The sequence below is a fragment of the Comamonas sp. w2-DMI genome (genome assembly GCF_040187735.1).
GTDB classification, from domain to species: Bacteria; Pseudomonadota; Gammaproteobacteria; order Burkholderiales; family Burkholderiaceae_C; genus Comamonas; species Comamonas terrae.
Window position 1 is genome coordinate 128354 of sequence record NZ_JBANEL010000003.1, and the last position, 21452, is coordinate 149805.

At 68.4% G+C, this 21452-nt stretch carries 12 protein-coding genes and 1 tRNA gene; 8 read left to right on the plus strand and 5 right to left on the minus strand.

Going from position 1 to position 21452, the window contains the following annotated elements; translation table 11 throughout:
* Nucleotides 1–218: 218 nt before the first annotated feature.
* The gene (locus V8Z74_RS05090; protein ID WP_349708299.1) at nt 219–1823 is read right to left on the minus strand and encodes a methyl-accepting chemotaxis protein; all 1605 of its coding nucleotides are present in this window, start codon (nt 1821–1823) and stop codon (nt 219–221) included.
* A gap of 402 nt (nt 1824–2225) precedes the next feature.
* Between V8Z74_RS05090 and V8Z74_RS05095 the strand changes: the two genes are divergently transcribed.
* A tRNA-Arg gene (locus V8Z74_RS05095) sits at nt 2226–2302 on the plus strand.
* A 105-nt stretch (nt 2303–2407) separates the two neighbouring features.
* On the opposite strand, the gene V8Z74_RS05100 is transcribed toward V8Z74_RS05095, so the two are convergent.
* Nucleotides 2408–4156 carry a M14 family metallopeptidase gene (locus V8Z74_RS05100; protein WP_502879448.1) on the minus strand — a complete coding sequence of 583 codons (1749 nt, stop codon included), beginning with the start codon at nt 4154–4156 and terminating at the stop codon, nt 2408–2410.
* Between the two features lie 209 nt (nt 4157–4365).
* A complete protein-coding gene (locus tag V8Z74_RS05105) occupies nt 4366–6087 on the minus strand; it encodes a DEAD/DEAH box helicase (protein WP_349708303.1) in 1722 nt (573 codons plus the stop codon).
* 289 nt (nt 6088–6376) lie between these two features.
* Between V8Z74_RS05105 and ettA the strand changes: the two genes are divergently transcribed.
* Together ettA and V8Z74_RS05115 are read left to right on the plus strand one after the other, a co-directional pair.
* Complete coding sequence (gene ettA, locus V8Z74_RS05110; protein WP_066470837.1) at nt 6377–8038, plus strand: energy-dependent translational throttle protein EttA; 1662 nt, start codon at nt 6377–6379, stop codon at nt 8036–8038.
* 48 nt (nt 8039–8086) lie between these two features.
* Nucleotides 8087–10582: a DUF1631 family protein gene (locus tag V8Z74_RS05115; protein WP_349708306.1), complete on the plus strand. Its 2496-nt coding sequence runs from the start codon at nt 8087–8089 to the stop codon at nt 10580–10582.
* A gap of 121 nt (nt 10583–10703) precedes the next feature.
* Here V8Z74_RS05115 and V8Z74_RS05120 read toward each other — a convergent pair whose 3' ends face one another.
* Both V8Z74_RS05120 and V8Z74_RS05125 read right to left on the minus strand, forming a co-directional pair.
* Nucleotides 10704–11744 (minus strand): P1 family peptidase, encoded by a 1041-nt coding sequence (locus V8Z74_RS05120; protein ID WP_349708308.1) that lies wholly within the window; start codon nt 11742–11744, stop codon nt 10704–10706.
* Between the two features lie 10 nt (nt 11745–11754).
* A complete protein-coding gene (locus tag V8Z74_RS05125) occupies nt 11755–12807 on the minus strand; it encodes a DUF72 domain-containing protein (protein WP_349708310.1) in 1053 nt (350 codons plus the stop codon).
* Between the two features lie 174 nt (nt 12808–12981).
* Here V8Z74_RS05125 and V8Z74_RS05130 point away from each other — a divergent pair, with 174 nt between their 5' ends.
* The 5 genes from V8Z74_RS05130 (at nt 12982) to V8Z74_RS05150 (ending at nt 21394) form a co-directional block, all read left to right on the plus strand.
* Nucleotides 12982–15360: a Tex family protein gene (locus V8Z74_RS05130; RefSeq protein ID WP_349708311.1), complete on the plus strand. Its 2379-nt coding sequence runs from the start codon at nt 12982–12984 to the stop codon at nt 15358–15360.
* 96 nt (nt 15361–15456) lie between these two features.
* Nucleotides 15457–16698 (plus strand): alpha/beta hydrolase family protein, encoded by a 1242-nt coding sequence (locus tag V8Z74_RS05135; RefSeq protein ID WP_349708312.1) that lies wholly within the window; start codon nt 15457–15459, stop codon nt 16696–16698.
* A gap of 77 nt (nt 16699–16775) precedes the next feature.
* On the plus strand, nt 16776–17618 hold the full coding sequence (locus tag V8Z74_RS05140) for an HDOD domain-containing protein (protein ID WP_349708314.1): 843 nt from the start codon (nt 16776–16778) through the stop codon (nt 17616–17618).
* A 32-nt stretch (nt 17619–17650) separates the two neighbouring features.
* Entirely contained in the window at nt 17651–18760 is a 1110-nt protein-coding gene (locus V8Z74_RS05145) for a patatin-like phospholipase family protein (protein ID WP_349708315.1), read from the plus strand.
* A 138-nt stretch (nt 18761–18898) separates the two neighbouring features.
* Nucleotides 18899–21394 (plus strand): AI-2E family transporter, encoded by a 2496-nt coding sequence (locus tag V8Z74_RS05150; protein WP_502879449.1) that lies wholly within the window; start codon nt 18899–18901, stop codon nt 21392–21394.
* Nucleotides 21395–21452 lie beyond the last annotated feature (58 nt).

Sequence of the window (21452 nt, forward strand, 5' to 3'; positions counted from 1 at the left end):
CTGTAACCCGTTTTTCTTTGCCTCAAGCCGCCTGCCGAAAACCGAGGCAGGCGAGCCTTTTCAAAAAATCGCGCTGCGTCACGCGCCATGCTTTCCGTGAGGTGGGAGGCGGTGTTTTCCGTCGGGCGGCCTTGCAATCAAAAATGCCCGCTGCAAGAGCGGGCATACAAAGATGTTTTCATCTGCCGAAGGCGCGGCCAGGGTGGCCATGCCCTGGATCAGGCCGGCAAGGCGGCCAGGGGCTCGGTGCGGGAAAGCGCGTTTGCGCCAGAGCCCGCGCCATTGACCTTGAACACGGCCACCATGCCCGACAGGCGCTGGGCCTGGTCGCGCAGCGAAACGGCGGCGGCCGCCGACTCCTCGACCAGCGCGGCATTTTGCTGCGTCATCTGGTCCAGGTGGTTGACGGCCTGGTTGACCTGGCTGATGCCGTCGCGCTGTTCGGTGGAGGAAGCGCTGATCTCGCCGATCATGTCGGAGACCTTGCGCACGCTGCTCACGATGTCTTCCATCACCTGGCCGGCCTGGGAGACCTGCTCGGCGCCTGCATGGGCCGCATCGACGGAAGTGCCGATGAGGGCCTTGATTTCCTTGGCCGCCTCGGCGCTGCGATGGGCCAGGGCCCGCACCTCGCTGGCCACCACGGCAAAGCCGCGGCCCTGTTCGCCGGCGCGCGCGGCTTCCACGGCAGCATTGAGCGCAAGGATGTTGGTCTGGAAGGCGATGGAGTCGATGACGCCGATGATGTCGGAGATGCGGTGTGCGCTTTCGCTGATGCGGCTCATGCTGCTGACCACCGATTCCACGACGGTGCCGCCGCGCTGGGCGGCCTGCGCGGCATTGCCGGCCAGGTGCGTGGCCTGGCGCGCCGTGTCGGCCGCCTGGGCCACGGTGGCGGTCAGCTGCTCCATGCTGGCGGCTGTTTCCTCGAGGTTGGAAGCCGTCTGCTCGGTGCGCGAGGACAGGTCATGGTTGCCCGAGGCGATTTCCGAGGAGGCGGTGGAAATGGAGTGCACGCTGTCGCGCACATCGGTCACCAGGCCGCGCAGGCGGGCCGCCATGCTGGAGACGGAGCCCAGCAGATGGCCGAATTCATCCTGGCGCTGGCTGTTGGCCGCCACGGTCAGGTCGCCTTCGGCGATGGCATTGGTCAGCTCCACCGCTTCGGCCAGAGGGCGGGTGATGGAACGGGTCAGCGCCAGCGCCAGGCCCAGTCCCACCAGCAGCACCACGCCCTGCACCCCCCATGCGAGCCAGGCCGCGCGCTGCTGCGCCTGCTGGGTGAGGAGGTTGGCGGCATCGCGTTGCTGCTGCTGCAGCTGCACAAAGGCCTCCAGCGAGCCCACATAGCGGGTGATGGCGCCGATGTATTGCTGCTTGATGAACGTGCGCAGGGCAGTGATGTCGCCCGTCAGCTTGATCTCGCGCGCCTGCTTGTTCAGGGCCAGCACTTCGGCGCGCACGGCTGCGATGCGCTCCAGTGCCTGCTTGTCGGCATCGCTCTGGGCCAGCTTGACGACCTGGGCCTGCAGTTCGGAGTTGATGCCCACGCCGGCCTTGACGCGCTCGTCCATCAGCGCGGTCAGTTCCTCGTCGGGCGTGACATTGCTGGTGAGCACGCGCTCGCCCGTGGTCTCGGTGGCGCCTTTCCATTGAAGAGCGAGGTTGATGCGGTGATCGTAGTCGGCCTGGGTGCGCATGCCGGCCTGCATTGCCTGGGCGGCGGTGTACTGCGCCCACAGCGAGACTGCCAGCATCATTGCCAGCAATCCGCCGAGAGTGCACCACAGCTTGGTTGATACGCGCCATTGATTGAATTTCATTCGCTGTGCTCTTGTCCTGGATAAATGAATTGCAAAAGGACGCTGGCGGCCAATGCGGCGGCTACGGAAAGTCGCGTATTGGCCGGGAGCGTCGGTCGAAGGTGAAAGCGAGGGCATTCATGGGCGGCAAGGCCTGCAAGGTCTTGATCCATCTGCCATGGGCACCGGTTGAAACTCTTTATGTATCGACATAAAGAGGCCGGACTTGAGCACTTTTTGCTGGATGGGCTTCATCGGGCCTGCTTTAGCAGCCAGGCTGCAGGCGCCTATTGCGCAAGCCCGCCCAAATGCCGTGCATAATGGCGTCGCGCCGGAAACGGCCGGCCGGCAAATGCGCATCGCAGCGCATTTCGCGTCACTGCAGGGGCTCGCGAAACCGAAGAACCCCGTGCATTCAAACATCTGCCCGTAGCTCAGTCGGATAGAGCAACAGCCTTCTAAGCTGTGGGTCGCAGGTTCGATCCCTGCCGGGCAGGCCAGTCCTTTCAATTCCCGCCATTTCCGGCCTCCGTTGTGGGGCCGGGCCGTAAAAAAGCCCATGCGGCATTCGCGGCATGGGCTGGGGTGCGGGCGCAGATTCCGGTTCAGTCGTCGTCCTCGTCGAACACCACGGAAGGTGTGGCCACCACGCGGGCGATGTCGGCGGTCGATGCGATCAGCCCCTTGCTCACATAGCTGTAGGGCGTATCGGGTTCCAGGGCCGCGGTCGCCAGATGGGCCTTGGGCTGGTTGAGCGACAGGTAATAGCTGCCGGCCGGCGCATCGAGGGAGCCGCGTGTCAGCACCAGCGCCGCGGTACTGCCGGCATGGCGAGCTTCCTGGTAGGAGTCGGCCAGTACCTGGCCGGGCTCGGCGATCTGCTGCACTTGCAGGCCCAGCTGGCGCAGGCGCTCCACGGCCTGGCGCGCCTCGGCGGATATCAGGTAGCCGCAGGGGCGCGCCCGTGTCTGGCTGGCCTTGATCTGCAGCGACGAATTCCAGTCCAGGCGGGCCTGCTGCTCGGCGCCGGTGCCGGCCTGCAGCATGGCGATGCTGCGCTGCTCGGGCGTCTGCTCGGCCTGGACGGTGAGCTGCTGGCGGCAGGCCAGCGAGGAGACATCGCGTGCGACGAACTCTTCCACCTGGTTCAGGTTCCTGGCTTTTTCGGCGGTGGCGCGCAAGGCGCTGGTGGCTGCGGTCACCAGCGTGTGCACGCGGCGCTGGATATGCGTGGCGCCCAGATCCGAGCCACGGCTGCTGACGAAGAGGGCGGCCGCATTCTTCAGGCTGCTGGTGTTGGCCAGCGTGTCGGGCACCAGAGAGGCCATGGAGACGGACTTGTCATCGGGCTGGGCACTGGTCCTGTAGAACCACTCGTTGCTCAGTCCGGCCTGGCTCAGGGCGCTGCGCACCGGCTGCACATACCATTCACGCGCGGCTTTGGTCACGAATTCATGCGCATTGGCGGTGGATGCGTATTGCAGCAGCGCATCGTAGCTTTGCACGGCCTGGTATTTCTGCAGGAACTGGCCTGCTGCCGCGTATTCATGCAGGTCCACGACGGCTGCGGGCCGGTAGTCGCGCACCAGCGTGGCCAGGGCGCGAGCCTCGGGCGTGCTGAGCAGCAGATGGTCATGCGCCAGATCGGTGCCGTCGGCCGTCAGATGGCTGGCGGTAGCTGCTCCGTCCGGGTTGGCCCGGGGCACGACGACCACATTGATCTGCTGCAGCAATGGCGCCAGCAGGCCGCCGGGCGCGAGCTCGCGCGCAATGACCAGCAGTGCCTCGGCGCCGGCCGGCTCGTCGCCATGCTGCTGCGCCACCAGCAGGGCCGTGGGGCGCCCGCTGCTGTTGAGGGAGGAGGCCTGGATGTTGTCCGCGCGCGTGGCGACCAGGGCCTGTATCGGCGTGCCGTGCTGGGAGCTGCCAATGTTCAGCAGGCCCAGCGTCGTGCCGCTGCCCTGGGATCTGGCGGCCAGCGCCTGCAGCCAGGACGACATCTCGGCCTGGGTGGTGAACTGCTGGCGCGGATTGTTCAGCCCCGGCGTGTCGTAGCGGACCGCCGGGTCGGGAAAGCGCGCCTCGATGGCGGGGTTGTAGGGCAGGGGCGTGAGCTGCGGCGCCGGCACCACGGGCTGCGCCGTCGCACCGGTGGCAGGCTGCGCCGGCGGCGGTGTGGCCGGCCTTGCTGCCTGGGGCTGCGGGGCACTGCCGGGCCAGGGGGGCAATTGCACGTTGGCGCAGGCCGTGACCAGGGCGGCTGCCCCCACTGCAGTCAGCCGCAGGACGCCCGACCGCCATGCACGGGCGTGGCGTACGGCATGGGGTGGCGCGGATGTGGATGGCAGAGTCATAGGTCGAATAGGAAAAGAGCTGATCCGGAAAGCAGGCCGAAACGGCAGCCTGGCCTAGCTTCGCATATTTGGCAGGCATGGTAGCCCTGGAGCCTTGCGGGTCGCTGTCAGCCCACAGCTAGAAGCGGGCGAAAAAAAGCAGAAGGGCTGCAATGATTGCAGCCCTTCATCGGGAAGCCGGGAAGTGTCCGAGCCTCCCTGGCGATTCATCAGCGGCCGAAGCCACCTCGGCCGAAGCCGCCGCGACGGCCGCGTTCGGCCATGGTATCCACGCTGGTGCGCATCGGGTCGGGCTGGCCGCCGTTGCCGCGCGGCGCCTTGCTGCGCGCATGGCCCAATTGGGTACCCAGATGGGCATCGGGGCGCGGCGGCTGGTCTTCATAGCGCGAGTTGCGCTCGCCGAACTGGCGCGGGCCGCGCTTGGGAGCGCGCTGCGGATCGTTCTGCGGACGGGCTTCGCGTTGCTCGCCACGGCCGTGGTGGTGGCCACGCTCGGTGCCCTGGCCGTTGGCGCCGCGGGGCGTGCCCTGGTTGTTGAAGCGGTTGCGGGGCTTTTGCTGGCGCTGGGGGCGCTCTTCCTGGGCGCCGTCGGTGGCGCCGGCTTCGGCAGGGCGGCGGTTGCCACGGCCGCGATCGCCCTGGGCAGCCTTGTTGGTGCGGATGCGCTCCATCATTTCCTGGCGCGCGGCCTTGGCGGCCGCCTGCATGACTTCACGGCTCGGCGGTTTGCCGGCGCCGCCCCAGATGGTCTGGCGGCCCATGGCGATGGGCTCGGCCTTCTCGCCCTCGTCGGGGCCGAAGCCTTCGAGCACCTGCACGGGGATTTCCTGCTTGGTGAAGCGCTCGATGTCCATCATGAAGCCTTCCTCGTCCATGCAGACGAGGCTGACCGCATTGCCCTCGCGGCCGGCACGGCCGGTGCGGCCGATGCGGTGCACGTAGTCTTCCGAGACATTGGGGATCTCGTAGTTCACCACGTTGGGCAGTTCGTCGATGTCGATACCGCGTGCAGCGATGTCGGTGGCCACCAGGGCACGCAGTTCGCCGGTCTTGAAGCCTTCCAGGGCCTGGGTGCGGGCGCTCTGGCTCTTGTTGCCATGCAGAGCCATGGCGGAAACGCCATTCTTGGTCAGGAATTCGGCCACGTTGTTGGCGCCGAACTTGGTGCGCGTGAACACCAGCACCTGGCTCCAGTTGTTTTCCTGGATGATGTGCAGCAGCACCTGCTTCTTCTTGGCGCGGCCGACCGGGTGGATGACCTGCTTGATGCGCTGCACCGTGGTGTTGCGCGGCGTGACCTGGATGGATTGCGGATTGCGCAGCAGGCCGTTTGCCAGCTCGCGGATCTCGTCGCTGAAGGTGGCGGAGAACAGCAGGCTCTGCTTGTTCTGGGGCACCAGGGCCAGCACCTTCTTCACGTCGTGGATGAAGCCCATGTCCAGCATGCGGTCGGCTTCGTCGAGCACCAGCACCTCGACCGTGGACAGGTCCATGAAGCCTTGCTGGGCCAGGTCCAGCAGGCGGCCCGGCGTGGCCACGAGCACATCCACGCCTTTTTCGATGCGGGCGATCTGGGGCTTCATGCCCACGCCGCCGAAGATCACGGTGGAGTTGATGTCCAGGTACTTGGCGTAGTTGCGCAGGTTTTCCTCGACCTGGGCGGCCAGCTCGCGGGTCGGGGTCAGCACCAGGGCGCGGATGCCCTTGCCGCCGAAGCGGTTCTTGGGTGCAGTGCCGCCGGACAGGCGCTGCAGCATGGGCAGCGTGAAGGCGGCAGTCTTGCCGGTGCCGGTCTGCGCGCCGGCCAGCAGGTCATGGCCGGCCAGCACGAGGGGAATGGCCTGGGCCTGGATGGGGGTGGGGGTTTCGTAGCCCTGTTCCTGTACGGCCTTGAGAATGGCGGGAGCCAGATTCAGTTCTTCAAATGTCATTGTGATCAGTTGCGCCAATCCTGGGCGCGGGGTATCAGCCTGTCATGGCGGCCCGTGGGGCTGCCTGGCCAGTTGTAGGCAGATAAAGTTTCGTGTGTGGGAGCCCGGAGCGGCCGCTTCGGTTGTCTGCCGAAACCACCCATTGTCCCCAGCTGAAGTGCTGCTGCGACAGGCAACTGGACGCCTGTTGCGAAGGGTATTGTCGCATGCGTCGATAATCATGGCTGGCTCGCCACTCAAAGCGGCACATTTTTTTGCGTAAATTCAAGCAACTCAAAGCAATTCGTACATGGCTCAATACGTTTTCTCGATGAATCAGCTGACCAAGACCGTGCCGCCCAAGCGGCAGATCTTGAAAGGCATTTCGCTCAGCTTCTTTCCCGGCGCCAAAATCGGCGTGCTGGGCCTGAACGGTTCGGGCAAGTCCTCGCTGCTGAAGATCATGGCCGGCGTGGACAAGGAGTTCGAGGGCGAGGCGATTCCCATGCCGGGCCTGTCCATCGGCTATCTGCCGCAGGAGCCCCAGCTCAACCCCGAGCACACCGTGCGCCAGGCCGTGGAAGAAGCCATGGCCGAGGTGAACAATGCCAAGGCCCGCCTCGAGGAGGTGTATGCGGCCTATGCCGAGGAAGATGCCGACTTCGACGCGCTGGCCAAGGAACAGGGCGAGCTGGAGGCCATCATTGCCGCCGCCGGCACCGACTCGGAGCACCAGCTCGAGATCGCCGCCGACGCGCTGCGCCTGCCGCCGTGGGATGCCGTGGTCGGCAAGCTCTCGGGCGGCGAGAAGCGCCGCGTGGCGCTGTGCAAGCTGCTGCTGTCCAAGCCCGACATGCTGCTGCTCGACGAACCCACCAACCACCTGGACGCCGAGTCCGTGGACTGGCTGGAGCAGTTCCTGCACCGCTTCAGCGGCACCGTGGTGGCCATCACCCACGACCGCTACTTCCTGGACAACGCGGCCGAGTGGATCCTGGAGCTGGACCGCGGCCACGGCATTCCCTACAAGGGCAACTACTCGGAATGGCTGCTGCAGAAGCAAAACCGCCTGGAGCAGGAGCAGAAGGGCGAGGAAGCCCGCGCCAAGGCCCTGAAGAAGGAGCTGGAGTGGGTGCGCCAGAACGCCAAGGGCCGCCAGGCCAAGAGCAAGGCGCGCATTGCCCGCTTCGAGGAGCTGAGCGACTACGAATACCAGCGCCGCAACGAGACGCAGGAAATCTTCATTCCCGTGGCCGACCGCCTGGGCACCCAGGTCATCGAGTTCCACAACGTCACCAAGAGCTTCGGCGACCGCGTGCTCATCGACAACCTGAGCATGAACATTCCGGCCGGTGCCATCGTCGGCATCATCGGCCCCAACGGCGCCGGCAAGTCCACGCTGTTCAAGCTGATCGCTGGCAAGGAAAAGCCCGATTCGGGCGAGGTCGTGATCGGCCAGACCGTGAAGATGGCCTATGTGGACCAGTCGCGCGACGCGCTGGCCGACGAGAAGACCGTGTGGGAGGACATCTCGGGCGGCCTGGACATCATCAACGTCGGCAAGTTCCAGATGGCCTCGCGCGCCTATGCCGGCCGCTTCAACTTCAACGGCCAGGACCAGCAGAAGAAGGTGGGCAACCTCTCGGGCGGCGAGCGCGGCCGCCTGCACCTGGCCAAGACGCTGATCCAGGGCGGCAACGTGCTGCTGCTGGACGAACCCTCGAACGACCTGGACGTGGAAACCCTGCGCGCGCTGGAAGATGCGCTGCTCGAATACGCGGGCACCGTGCTGGTGATCTCCCACGACCGCTGGTTCCTGGACCGCATCGCCACCCACATCCTGGCGGCCGAGGGCGATTCGCAGTGGTACTTCTTCGACGGCAACTACCAGGAGTACGAGGCCGACAAGAAGAAGCGCCTGGGCGAAGAAGGCGCGGCCCCCAAGCGCGTGCGTTACAAGGCGTTGAAGTAAGCATCAGAATGTCTCCAGCCGGCGCTGGAGCGGGTATTCTTGGCGCCTATGAGCCTTTCTCCCGTTCCCGTGTCGGTATTGCGCACCTGCCTTGTGCAGGCGGTGCGCAGCGCCGAGACATTGGCTCTGCGTCTGCTGCAGCGTATCGAGCATGCGCTGCAGCAGCCCGATCCCGCCATCCAGGATGCCGAGCGGCTCGGCCTTCTTGCCGATGCCCATCGCAGCCTGCGGCTGCACCAGGGCGAACTGCTCAAGGGCTATCCGCAGGCCCTGCTGGAAACCCTGGCGCAATCGGCCAGGCAGCCATTTTCCTTTTCCTCTCCCGCCATTGCCGATGATTTCGGCCTGCTGGATTGCGGCGGCTGCCCGCAGGATGCGGCGCGGCAGCAAAGCTGGCTCGACGGCCAGCGCCTGCAGCAGGCCGTGGCGCCCATGGTGGAGCTGGCGCTCGCGGACCTGGACGCGCTGGTCAGCGCAGCCCAGGGCATGGCCTATGTGCATCCCGAAAGCAATCCGCTGCGGCCGGAAAACTATGTGCAGGCCTGGGTGCAGCTGATTGCCGCAGCCAAGGTTGAGCCCGCGCACGCCCATTGCTGGCTCGAAGCCATGGCACAGCACCTGGGGCCGCTGCTGGTCTCCGAATATGCGCGCACCGCCAAGCTGCTGCGCGAACTCGGCGTGGTGCCGGCGCTCTATGCCGCGCCGCCCGCCCAGGCATCGAGCGTGGCCCGGCGCCGGCAGGGCGACCCTGCAGGTTCGCGCGCGCGCTGGCAGGCGCCGGAGCAGTACGGCAATGCCGTTGCGCAAAGCCGTGCCTATGCGGCCCAACGCGAAAGCCTGCTGACGCTGTGCCTGCTGCAGGAATTGCTGTCCGATCCGCGCTGGATCGAGGACAGCTGCTATACCGCGCCCCAGGCGCTGACCGATTCCATGCTCGGCCATCTGGCCGAGGCCGAAGCGGCGCAACCGTCCACCGTGCATTCCCTCCTGGGCGGCTTCAACCAGGCTGCGGCGTTCGGCACAGCAGCCGCCATGCCGGCCGCGGCCGGGGAGCCGGGTCCGGGCTGGAGCAGTTCCTATTCGACCGCGGCGCTGGCGTCCGGCTTGCACCGGCCGGGGGCGGCAGGCTTGCCATCCCGTCCACCCGCCGCTGCCGCCGGGCTGTCCCGTTCAGCACGCACCCTGCAGCGCATGATGGAGCACATGGCGCAGGATGCACAGCTGCTGCCGTCCGTGCAGCAGGTGCTGCGCCTGCTCGAGCCTGCGCTGCTGCAGCTGGTGGAGCAGGATGCCCGTTTTTTCGAAGACCGCCTGCATCCGGCGCGCCAGCTGCTCGACGAGCTCACGGCGCGCAGCCTCTGGTTTGCCGACGAGGCCGCGCCGGGATTTGCAAGATTCATCCAGACGGCCGACTCCGCCGCCAGGCAGCTGGCGGCCTGGCCCGCGGTGGATGCGCAGGCATTTGCCCAGGTGCTGCAGCACCTGCGCGACGGCTGGAGCCCGCCTGGCGCCGACCATGGCGTGGCTGCCGATGAAGAGCCCGGACAGCCGCAAGGCCAGAGCCGCTCCCTGCCTCGGGAATTCTCTCTCCCGGATGGCGTACAGCCGGATGCCGTGCCGCCCGATTCATCGCACATCGCCCATGCCATACGCCGCCTGCCCAGTGCCAGAGGCGTTCCCGAGGACATGCTGGACTTCGTGACCGGCCCCTGGGCACAGGTCATCGCCCATGCGCAAAGGCTGGAGGCTGGCGGCCAGGCACTGCCGGACAGCGACCCCGGCGGCTATCTGGCCCTGGTGCCCAGCCTGCTGTGGAGCGTCTCGCCCCAGGCCAGTGCCGACACCCGGCGCCTGGCCGCCCTGGCGCCGCGGCTGCAGGCGCGGCTGGCGGCGGGGCTGCGGAGCGTGGGCCGTACCGAATGGGAAATCCGCGCGCTGGCCGCACGGCTGGCGGCCCTGCACCAGGATGCGCTCGATGCGGGAATGGCCCGGCAGGCCCCAGCGCCCGGCCAGCCCGATGCGCTGGACCTGCTGCCCAGCATGCTGGCCGCGCTGGACGGCGCGCACGAGACGCAGCACGCGCCGCTGGCGCAGTCGCGGGTGCAGGAAAGCCCTGCCCCTGAAGCGGCTCTGGCCGTCGCCGAGGCGCAGGAGGTGCTGGCCGTCGCGCTGGGAAATGGGGGAGCGCGCACGCGGCAGCCCCGGCCTTCAGGCCAGCGCTCGGCAGAGAGCTGGATGCATTCCGCGCCGCAAGCCGAAGCAGCCGTACAGGCCGGGCCGGACCAGAAAATCGCCGGCGCGGACGGTGGGCCGGCGGCGTCGGGCCCGGCCGCGGATGCGGGCGACTGGCCCCTGGGCACCTGGGTGGAGCTGTGCAACGAGCGCCAGCAGCTGCGCACGCGCCTGACCTGGATGAGCCCGCAGCAAAGCCTGTTCCTGTTCACGGCGGCCGATGGCAGCACCCAGTCGATGACGCGGCGCATGCGCGACAAGCTGGTGGCCAAAGGCCAGCTGCGCCGCATCGAGGACGAAAGCCTGGAGTGAAAACAGGAGCTGTCTGCGCCCACTGTTGCTGTGGTTCAGGCCGATACGTATTGCAAATCCAGGGCTGGCATGCGAAGGCAGCTCCTGTTTTTGATGCATTGCGGCGCAAAAACCTGCCGCGCTAAAGCCCCGGCTGCCGCAAGTCGCTGGCGCAGGGCAGGATTGGCTGGCCGGCCACGGGCATGGGCCGGGCCAGCAAAATGGCGCGTGCCGTGGCCACCGCCACCGCTTCGGCGGCCAGCGTGCTCAGCGTCATCATGCCGAGCTGTTTGCCGGACTGGCCCGTGCCCAGCGCAAACAGGCTGTCGCCGTCGCTCATGGTATGCACGGGGTTGATGGCGCGCGCCAGCCCGTCGTGGGCCACCACGGCCAGCCGGTGCGCCTGGGCCTTGGTGATCCGGGCGTCGGTGGCCACCACGCCGATGGTGGTGTTGCTGCCCGCCAGCACGGGGCGCGGCTCCTGGCCTGCCAGCAGGGCTTGGCGCGCATCGAGCAGGGCCTTGCCGTCGGCCTGGCGCGCGCCGGCCAGCAGCTCGCCCGTATAGGGGTTGTAGACATCGCCCAGCGCATTGCAGGCCACCAGCGCACCCACGGTCACGCCGTCCACGGTGAAGCTGGCCGTGCCGATGCCGCCCTTCATCGCGCGGCCGTGGCCGAACAGCTTGCCCACCACGGCGCCCGCGCCGGCGCCCACGCTGCCTTCGGCCGGGCGCAGCTTGCCGGCGGCCTGGCAGGCGGCGTAGCCGGCGGCGGCGTTGGGCCGTATGCGCATGTCGCCCATCATCACGTCGAACAGCACGGCAGCCGGCACCAGCGGAATCCGGCCCACGCCGATATCCAGGCCGGCGCCTTGCTCCTCCAGCCAGCGCACGGCGCCGCCGGCCGCATCCAGCCCCCAGGCGCTGCCGCCGGCCAGCACGATGCCGTGCACCTGCTGCACGAGGTTGCTCGGATGCAGCAGATCCGTCTCGCGCGTGCCGGGTGCGGCGCCGCGCACGTCCACGCCGCCGACCGCGCCCTGCGGGCACAGCACCACGCTGCAGCCCGTGGGCCGGCGCGCATCGGTGAAATGGCCTGCCGATATGCCTTGCACCAGGCCGATGTGGCCGGTGTGGGCCAGCAGGTCCGCCGTGCTGGCGGGCAGTGTGTGGGAGGCGGTCATGAAGGGCTTTCTACAGTGCGGCAATCGCCTGGGACAGCAGCGCGATCGAGCAGGGCGCGCAGCCTTCGGCATCGTTGCTGACGGTCACGAAGGCCGGCTGGCCCGCGCCCGTGATGCCGCGGATGGTACGCGCGAGCAGTTCGCGCGTGTGCAGGTCTTCGGAGCGGATTTCGTTGAACGGATCGTGCTTTTTCTGCGCATCCGGATAGCCGTAGGCGCCGAAGATGCGGTTCAGGTTCCAGCGGCAGACCAGCGGGCCGGGCCACAGCGCGCGCAGGATGGGCAGCTGCACCTCGATCGGCGGCATCTTGCCGTGCAGGCCCAGGCAGAAAGTGGCGCCATGGGCCTGCAGCGTATCGGCCAGCGGGGCGATCAGGAGTTCGGGGTCGCGCACCTCCACGGCCACGATGACCTGCGGGCGGGCGGCCAGCGCCTCGCGCACGGCGGCCAGCATGGTGCCCAGGCGCTCCAGCAGCAGCGTGGGACGGCTGAGCCAGCCCCAGGGCAGCGGGCTGAGCTGGAAGACCAGCACGCCCAGCTTGTCGCCCAGGCCTTCGAGCGTGGGCTCGACGAAATGCTCCACGGCCAGGCGGGGGTCCAGAAAGGCCGGATTGGTTTCCCGCGCCTTGCCGTCCTCGCCGCGCACCTGCGCATCGGTCACGCCGGCCGGGCATTTGACGACGAAGCGGAAATCCGCATCCACCTGGGCCGCATAGGCCGCGTACTGGCTGGCCGTGAGCGGGCGCCAGAAGGTGCGGTCCACGCAGACGGTGCGCAGCAGCGGGTGCCGGTGGTAGGCCGTGAGGCCTTTCTTGGACAGCACGCTGGCGTCGTAGGCCCCGTCCCATACCAGCCCTTCCCAGCCCGGATAGGACCAGGTGGACACGCCCATGCGCAGGTTGGCCGGCAGCTGCGCGGCCAGCGCCTGGTATTGGGCTGCCGCAGGCGCCAGCGCCACCTCGCCGCTGCGGGCCTTGGGCCGGGGGGCGCGGAGGGCGGATGGGGCTGCCTGCGGTTTCCTGGGAGGCTCGGGCGAAGCCGGGCCAAACAAATCGTCCTGCATGCCGGGGATTCTGAATGAAATAAGGCTTTTGTGTATACCCATCAAGCGCAAGCAGCTATGAAAAACATAGTTTTTAGCTTCTGTTGCATTTGAGTGCCCGGGCAAACCGGACGGGGTGCAGGTGGTATGGCAAACTCGGCGGCTTTCCGGATTTCTCGCCCTGGGGCGCCTCGCATGCAAAAAATCATTGGTCAGATTGCTCAAGAACTGAATGTCAAGCCGCAGCAGGTCAGTGCGGCCGTGGAGTTGCTCGACGGCGGCGCCACGGTTCCGTTCGTGGCCCGCTACCGCAAGGAAGCCACGGGCGGCCTGGACGACACGCAGCTGCGCACGCTGGACGAGCGCCTGACCTACCTGCGCGAGCTGGAAGACCGCCGCGAGGCCGTGCTCAAGGCCATCGACGAGCAGGGCAAGCTGACCGATGCGCTGCGCCTGGCGATCGCCGGTGCGCCGACCAAGCAGGAGCTGGAAGACATCTACCTGCCGTTCAAGCAGAAACGCCGCACCAAGGGCCAGATTGCCAGGGAATTCGGCATCGAGCCCCTGGCCGACAAGCTGTTTGCCGACCCCACGCTCGATCCGCACAAGGAGGCCGAGGCCTTCTGCCAGCCCGCCACCACGCTGGACGACGGCAAGCCGGGCCCCGATTTTTCGACCACCTTCGCCGTGCTCGACGGCGTGCGCGACATCCTGTCCGAGCGCTGGGCCGAGGACCCGGCCCTGGTGCAGAAGCTGCGCGAATGGCTGTGGGACGAGGGCCTGCTCAGGTCCAAGAAGGTCGAGTCCAAGAACGAGAACGACCCCGAGGTGGCCAAGTTCCGCGACTACTTCGACTACGACGAGCCCATCGGCCGCGTGCCCTCGCACCGGGCGCTGGCGGTGTTCCGCGGCCGGGCGCTCGAAATCCTCGAGGCCAAGCTGGTGCAGCCGGTGGAGCCCGAGCCCGGCCAGCCCAGCCTGGCCGAAGGCAAGATCGCACTGCACCTGGGCTGGAGCCATGCCAAGCGTCCGGCCGACGACCTGATCCGCAAGTGCGTGGCCTGGACCTGGCGCGTGAAGCTGAGCCTTTCGACCGAGCGCGACCTGTTCAGCCGCCTGCGCGAGGACGCGGAAAAGGTGGCGATCAAGGTCTTTGGCGACAACCTGCGCGACCTGCTGCTGGCCGCGCCCGCGGGCCAGCGCGCCGTGATCGGCCTGGACCCCGGCATCCGCACCGGCGTGAAGGTGGCCGTGGTGGACAGCACCGGCAAGCTGGTGGACACCGCCACCATCTACCCGCACGAGCCGCGCCGCGACTGGGACGGCTCGCTGGCCGTGCTCGCCAGGCTGGTGGAAAAGCACAACATCAACCTGATCGCCATCGGCAACGGCACGGCCAGCCGCGAGACCGACAAGCTGGCGGCCGACCTGATCAAGATCGCCGCCAAGGCCGACAGGAAGATCGACAAGGTGGTGGTCAGCGAGGCGGGCGCCTCGGTGTATTCGGCCAGCGAGTTCGCGGCCCAGGAAATGCCCGATGTGGACGTGAGCCTGCGCGGCGCGGCGTCCATCGCCCGCCGCCTGCAGGACCCGCTGGCCGAGCTGGTCAAGATCGACCCCAAGAGCATCGGCGTGGGCCAGTACCAGCATGACGTGAACCAGAGCGAGCTGGCGCGCCAGCTCGACGCCGTGGTCGAGGACTGCGTGAACTCCGTGGGCGTGGACCTGAACACGGCCTCGGCGCCGCTGCTGTCGCGCGTCTCGGGCCTGTCGGGCGCGGTGGCCAAGTCGGTGGTGCGCTGGCGCGATGCCAACGGCAGCTTCAGGAACCGCAAGCAGCTGATGGAAGTGGCCGGCCTGGGTGCCAAGACCTTCGAGCAGGCGGCGGGCTTTTTGCGCATCCGCGGCGGCGACAACCCGCTGGACATGACCGGCGTGCACCCCGAGACCTACCCGGTGGTGGAGCAGATCATCGTCAAGACCGGCAAGCCCATCGAGCAGATCATGGGCCGTGGCGAGGTGCTGAAATCGCTCAAGCCCGAGCAGTTCGCCGACGACAAATTCGGCGCCGTGACCATCAAGGACATCCTGGGCGAGCTGGAAAAGCCCGGCCGCGACCCGCGCCCGGACTTCGTGGTGGCGCGCTTCAACGACGGCGTGGAGGACATCAAGGACCTCAAGGAAGGCATGGTCCTCGAAGGCACGGTGAGCAACGTCGCGCAGTTCGGCGCCTTCGTGGACCTGGGCGTGCACCAGGACGGCCTGGTCCACGTGAGCCAGATGAGCCACAAGTTCGTCGAGGATGCGCGCGAGGTCGTCAAGACCGGCCAGATCGTCAAGGTCAAGGTGCTCGAGGTCGACGTGGCGCGCAACCGCATCAGCCTGACCATGAAGCTCGATGCGGCGCCGGCAAGGCGCGACGGCCCGCGCGAGAACCGCTTTGAAAGCGCCGGGCGGGGCAACGGCTATGGCGGCGGCCGCGGCGCATATGGCCAGCCGCAGCGCCGTGGCGAGCCCGAGCCGCAAAGCGCCATGGCCTCGGCCTTTGCCAAGCTGCAAGGTCTCAAGAAATAATCACCCCTTTGGGCCGCCGCCCATTCATATCCATTCACAGGCGGCCGTTGGGAGGGAAAGAGGATGCGCAAGGCCAGGACAGGAGCGGCGGGCAGGATGCTGCCCGCTCTCGGCGTGGTGCTGCTGGTGGCGCTCATCGGCGCCAAGATGACTTCGCGCGGCTGGGTGTCGCTGGACCGGGTCAGGCACAAGGCCGAAGCCCAGCAGCAGCCGCTGGTCTGGCCGCCGGCAACGGCCGCGGCCGGTGATGCGGTCTGCCATACGGTCAGGCTCGATCCGGCGCAGCTGAACAAGGCCCAGGAAGAGGGCCTGGCCATCGACATGGCCCGCCGCTGCATCACGCGCGAGGCCATGGCCGGGTACGAGGCGTCGCTGCGCCGGCACGAGGAAGCCAGGCTGCAGCGTGAAGCGGCCCTGCGCCAGAGCCAGGCGCGTGCGGCCGAGCAGGCGCAGATCGAAAAGGCGGTGGAGCAGCAGATCGCCACGGGGGCCATCGGCCTGCAGAACCTGATGCAGGCGCGCGAAGGCAAAAGCACGCAGATCGCCGCCGCGCTGCTGCCCGGTGCCCGCACGGCTGCCACGGCCCTGCCGCAACCGCCCGCGCAGCTGTTCGTGCCCATGGCTTACCAAAGCGGCGAGCTGCGGCTCATGGCGTTCGTGACGCCCAACCCCGGGGACGGCAGCAAGCAGCCGCTGATGGTGTGGCTGACCGGCGGCGACACCAACAGCCTCGGCGACTTCTGGAGCGAAGGCGCGGCGGCCGACGACCAGAGCGCCAGCGCCTTTCGCAAGGCCGGCATGGCCATGCTGTTTCCCACGCTGCGCGGCGGCAACGACAATCCCGGCCAGCGCGAATATTTCTGGGGCGAGGTGCAGGATGTGGCCGCCGCCATGCTGCAGGCGGCCCGTCTGCCCTATGTCGATGCCTCGCGCATCTATCTGGGCGGCCACAGCACGGGCGCCACGCTGGCGCTGCTGACCGCCACGGCGGGCCTGCCGGTGCAGGGCGTTTTCGCCTTCGGTCCGGTGGACGAGGTGGGCGGCTATGGCTGGCCGGTCAGGTGGAGCCAGCTGCCCGCAGACGAAATGCGGCTGCGCTCTCCCGTGCACTGGCTGCATGCCATCAAAAGCCCGACCTGGATCATCGAGGGCAACCGGCGCCCCAGCAATATCGGCAGCCTGGAAGCGCTCTGCGCAGCGCGCAAATCGCAGCATGTGCATTGCGTTTCGGTGCAGGGCGCGGACCATTTTTCCGTGCTGCAGCCGCTGACGCGCCGGATTGCGGGCCAGCTGGCCATGGGGCAGCCGGTGCAGCTGCAACGGGAAGAAAAACCGTAAAGGCGCCAGGCGCCGGGGCCGCGAAGGCCGCCGTATTGATCGAGCAAAGGAAAGGCGGCCCCGGGCCGTGCATGGGAATGAGCCGCGCAAAACCTCTGAATCTGTCCGCCTTGCTGCAGGCCCCGGTGGCGCTGCCCAGCCAGCCGCGCATGGTGGCGCTGTTGCTGAGCGAGCTGCGCACGCCGCAGCCCGGCATGCGCAGGCTGGACCAGTTGTTTGCCACCGATCCGGCGCTGGCAGCCCGTCTGCTGGCCGCGGCCAACCGCGCCGAGCACCAGCTGGAGCAGCGCGTGTCCGGCATCCCCGAGGCCCTGGTCGTGCTGGGTCAGGCGGAGCTGCGCGACTTGGTGGCGCAGGCGCCGCTGGGTCTGGGCACAGGCTGGCTGCAGGGGCTGGAACTGCCTGACTTCTGGCGCTACAGCGTGGAGGTGGCCAAGCTGGCGCGCGCGCTGGCGGCCTCGGTACAGGCGCCTGCGGCCACGGCCTATGCGCTGGGGCTGCTGCACGGGCTGGGCGAGGTCCTGCTGCACGGCGCGGACGCGCAGCGGGCGGCGGCCCTGGGCGAGACGGTGGCCGTGCTGCATCCGAACCGCGCGCGGCTCGAAATGCAGGTGTACGGCTACAGCTACAGCCAGGTCAGCGCGGCGCTGGCCGGCTCGTGGAATCTGCCGCCCCTGATGGTGCAGGCGCTGCTACACCTGCATGCGCCCATGCAGCAATCGCAGTTCGAGCCTTTGACGGGCGTGCTGCACCTGGCCTGCTGGCGCGTGCGCGCCCGGGCCGCGAACTGGGACGACCGCAAGCTGGCCGTGAGCTTTCCCGCGGAAGTGGGGCTGGCGCTGCGCATGGACATCGACATGGTGCTGCGGCAGGCATCGATCGACTGGCATGCGGCCGGCGGGCTGGACGTGCAGCTGTGACGGCCGGGCCCGGCGCCGGCACAATGGCGCCCATGAGTCATGTCCCCGCACTGCGCATCCATGCCGGCCCCAAGGCCCTGGACCATATCCGCCGGCATGGCCTGGCGCCCGGCCATGTCCGTGTGATACCGGCTGCGGCGGGCGGGCCCAAGGGGCTGATCCTCGGCCCGCTGGACCGCTTCATCTTCGGCCACTGGCTGGCGCAGTCCGACCAGCCCGTGGATCTGGTCGGCGCCTCGATTGGCGCCTGGCGCATGGCCACGGCCTGTCTTGCCCAGCCCGAGCAGGCCTTGGCACGGCTCGAGCGCGACTACATCGCCCAGCGCTTCGATCCGCCGGCCGGGCACAGGCGCACGCCGGCCTGGCTGGTCAGCGAGCGCTTCGCGCAAAGCCTGCAGGACTTCTATGGCGGCCGGGTGGCGGAGGTGCTGGCCCATCGCCGCTACCGGCTGCATGTGGTGGCCGCGCGCGGGCGCGGCCTGCTGGCGCGCGAGTCGGGCTGGCGCACACCGCTGGGCTACCTGGGCGCCTTCATGAGCAATGCGCTGCACCGGCCGGCGCTGGGCTGGTGGCTGGAGCGCGTGGTGTTTTCCACCGCGCCGCACGGGCCGCAGCAAGCGCCGCACCGGCTGCCGTTTGCCACGGCGGACCTGCGCACGCGCCAGGCGCGGCTGGACGAGGCCAATTTCATGCAGGCCCTGCGCGCCAGCTGCTCGATTCCCTTCGTGCTGCAGGCCGTGCACGACATCGCCGGCGCGCCGCGCGGCGCCTACTGGGACGGCGGCATCACCGACTACCACATGCATCTGGACTATGCGGCATCGCAGGCCGGGGACGGCATCGTGCTGTATCCGCATTTCCAGCGCGCCGTCGTGCCGGGCTGGCTCGACAAAAGCCTGCGCTGGCGCCACCGCGCCAGCCGATTCCTGGACTCCATGGTGGTGCTGGCCCCGGACCCGGCCTGGGTGGCCGGCCTGCCGCGCGGCAAGCTGCCCGACCGGCACGATTTCCTGGACTACGGTACGGACCATGCGGCGCGTGCCAGGGCCTGGAACGCGGCCACCTCGGCCAGCCGCCAGCTGGCCGACGAGTTCGCCCAGTGGCTGCAGCGGCCCGATCCGTCGCGCGTGCTGCCGCTCTAGGGAGGCCCTGGCGCGGCAGGCTGCCGGGCTGATGGCTGACAGGCTGTTGCGAATGCAACGCCTTATGTCCTGCAGGGACACCGGCATGATGGAGGCCGCTGCTGCGGTAGCGTCGAGCATTTTCGTGATTTTCCGCCTATGTCCGAGCCCCTGCCTCCCACCTCCGAGAACGCCAGGCCTGCCGCCCCATGGAGCGGCCCCGAAAGGCGCGCGCGCCTGCCCGTACCCGAGCTGGCGCCGCTGGCGCAACTGGCCGGCATGGTGCCCGCGCTGCGCCTGCTGGTAGGGTTGCTGATAGCCACCATCGTGATCGCCGGCCTGTACTTCGGGCGCGAACTGCTGATTCCCCTGGCGCTGGCGCTGCTGTTCGGCTTCCTGCTGGACCCTGCCGTCTCGCGGCTGCGCCGCTGGGGGCTGCCGCGCATGGCCTCGGCCATCGTGGTGGTGGCGCTGGCGCTGAGCGTGCTGGCGGGCCTGGGCGTGTATCTGGGCAGCCAGGTGCAGCAGCTCAGCGCCGACCTGCCCACCTATCAGAGCACCATCCGCGGCAAGCTGCGCTCGCTGCGCAAGAGCATCAACATGCCCAGCGCCTGGGATGGCGCGGTCAAGACCTACAACGCCGTGGAAAAGGAAATCACCAGCGGCACGGCGGCGCCGCGCGTGCAGAAGGTGGAGATACAGACGCCCGAGTCCAAGCCCACCACGCGCATGCTGCAGTGGCTCAGCCGCGTGGCCGAGCCCGTGACCACGGCGGGCATCGTGCTGCTGTTCGTCATCCTGATCCTGCTGGACCGCGACGACCTGCGCGACCGGCTGCTGCGCCTGATGGGCGGCAATCTGCATGTGGCCACGGATGCGTTGGACGAGGCTTCCGAGCGCATTGGCAAATACCTGCGCATGCAGTTCATCGTCAACGTCAGCTACGGCCTGCCGCTGGGCGTGGGCCTGTGGTTCATCGGCGTGCCGGGTGCCATCCTGTGGGGTGCGCTGGGCGCGCTGATGCGTTTCGTGCCTTACGTGGGGCCGATGATCTCGGCCGTCTTCCCGCTGGCGCTGGCATTCGCGGTCGATCCTGGATGGCACATGCTGCTGCTGACCCTGGGCCTGATCCTGGCGCTGGAGCTGGTCAGCAACAACGTGATCGAGCCCTGGCTCTATGGCGCCAGCACCGGCCTGTCCACGCTGTCCATCATCGTCGCGGCCACGTTCTGGACGGCGCTGTGGGGCCCCATCGGCCTGATCCTCTCCACGCCGCTCACCGTCTGCCTGCTGGTGCTGGGGCGCTATATTCCGGCCCTGCAGTTCATGGAGGTGCTGCTGGGCAGCGCCCCCGTGCTGGGACTGCAGCAGCGGCTGTACCAGCGCCTGCTGGCCGACGATACCGATGACGCCATTGCCATGGCGCTGGAAAACATCCAGTCCCGGGTGGCCGCCAGGCCCGGCGCGGAGGGACGGGCCGCCGCCGTGGCGGGCTTCTATGACGAGGTGGCCATTCCGGCACTGCGGCTGGCCGCCCAGCAACACCTGGAATCGGCCACGGCCGAGCACCGGTTGCGCCTGTCCAGCGGCATGGATACGCTGATCGAGGAGCTGCAGGAGCACTATGGCGCCGAGGGCGCGGTGCCCGAAGGCGGCACCCGCCTGCGCATCCATTGCGCGGGCGCGCGCTGGGAAGTCGATGCGCTGGCCGCCGCCATGGTCGCGCATGTGCAGGACCTGCACGGCCATCGCGCGAGCTGCTCCACCTGGGCGGTGGCCGTCGATCCTCAGTGGGCGCAGCGCGGCATGGAGTGGAACAGCACGGGCGCCAGCCTGGAGCCAGAATGGGTGCGCGCCATGCCGCAGGCCGATCTGCTGGTGCTCTCCCTCTTCGGTGCGCGGCCGCAGCCCGTGGCGCGGCGCATGGTGCGGCGCATCCGGGAGCGCTGGCCGCACCTGAAGGTGGTGCTGGCGCTATGGAATGCCGCTGCGCCCGGCGCGGGGAGCGAGGAGCCCGATTTCGCGGCCCAGTGCGGCGCCCACGCCTGTGTGAGCAGCCTGCACGAGCTGCAGCTGTGGGTCAGCGCCCTGCAGGTCGCCGACGGCAACCAGGGCGGCATCGCGGCGCCGTTGCCCGAGGACGACGCGCAGCGGGTGCAGGCGCTGCATGCCAGCGGCGTGCTCGATGCCGGCCTGCTGTCCACCTACCACGATGCCGTGCAGCAGGCGGCCAATGCCTTCCACGTGCCGTGGGCACAGGTGTCGTGGGTGGATGCGGACCGCGTGCACACGCCGGGAAGCCTGTTCATCGTCGACCGGGAGCAGCCGCAGGCCGCCGGCATGGCGCGCGATCAGGCCGTGTGTTCCTATGTGGTCCACGGCCGGGAGCCGGTGGTGATCAACAATATCGCGCGGGACCCGCGCTTTGCGCGCAACCCCGTGCTGCAGCAGCGGCAGGTGCGCTTCTATGCGGGCGTGCCGATCACGGGCCGGCAGGGCCAGGTGCTGGGCAGCTTCTGCATCATGGCAGACCAGCCGCGCGAGATGACGGCGGACGAGCTGGCGCTGCTGCGCACCATGGCCGACCAGCTGATGGAACAGGTGCGCACGGTGCAGGGCGGCAATGCCAGGGAGGCCGGCAGCGAGTCCGCCTGAGAGACGGTGAGCTTTATTAAAAACAATAGCTGCAAACGCTTGATGGGAAAGCGTTTGC

Bases quoted from the DNA above. Each gene is read 5' to 3' on its own strand.
- V8Z74_RS05090 (WP_349708299.1), bottom strand. From the start codon at position 1,823: ATGAAATTCAATCAATGGCGCGTATCAACCAAGCTGTGGTGCACTCTC.
- V8Z74_RS05100 (WP_502879448.1), bottom strand. From the start codon at position 4,156: ATGACTCTGCCATCCACATCCGCGCCACCCCATGCCGTACGCCACGCC.
- V8Z74_RS05105 (WP_349708303.1), bottom strand. From the start codon at position 6,087: ATGACATTTGAAGAACTGAATCTGGCTCCCGCCATTCTCAAGGCCGTA.
- ettA (WP_066470837.1), top strand. From the start codon at position 6,377: ATGGCTCAATACGTTTTCTCGATGAATCAGCTGACCAAGACCGTGCCG.
- V8Z74_RS05115 (WP_349708306.1), top strand. From the start codon at position 8,087: ATGAGCCTTTCTCCCGTTCCCGTGTCGGTATTGCGCACCTGCCTTGTG.
- V8Z74_RS05120 (WP_349708308.1), bottom strand. From the start codon at position 11,744: ATGACCGCCTCCCACACACTGCCCGCCAGCACGGCGGACCTGCTGGCC.
- V8Z74_RS05125 (WP_349708310.1), bottom strand. From the start codon at position 12,807: ATGCAGGACGATTTGTTTGGCCCGGCTTCGCCCGAGCCTCCCAGGAAA.
- V8Z74_RS05130 (WP_349708311.1), top strand. From the start codon at position 12,982: ATGCAAAAAATCATTGGTCAGATTGCTCAAGAACTGAATGTCAAGCCG.
- V8Z74_RS05135 (WP_349708312.1), top strand. From the start codon at position 15,457: ATGCTGCCCGCTCTCGGCGTGGTGCTGCTGGTGGCGCTCATCGGCGCC.
- V8Z74_RS05140 (WP_349708314.1), top strand. From the start codon at position 16,776: ATGAGCCGCGCAAAACCTCTGAATCTGTCCGCCTTGCTGCAGGCCCCG.
- V8Z74_RS05145 (WP_349708315.1), top strand. From the start codon at position 17,651: ATGAGTCATGTCCCCGCACTGCGCATCCATGCCGGCCCCAAGGCCCTG.
- V8Z74_RS05150 (WP_502879449.1), top strand. From the start codon at position 18,899: ATGTCCGAGCCCCTGCCTCCCACCTCCGAGAACGCCAGGCCTGCCGCC.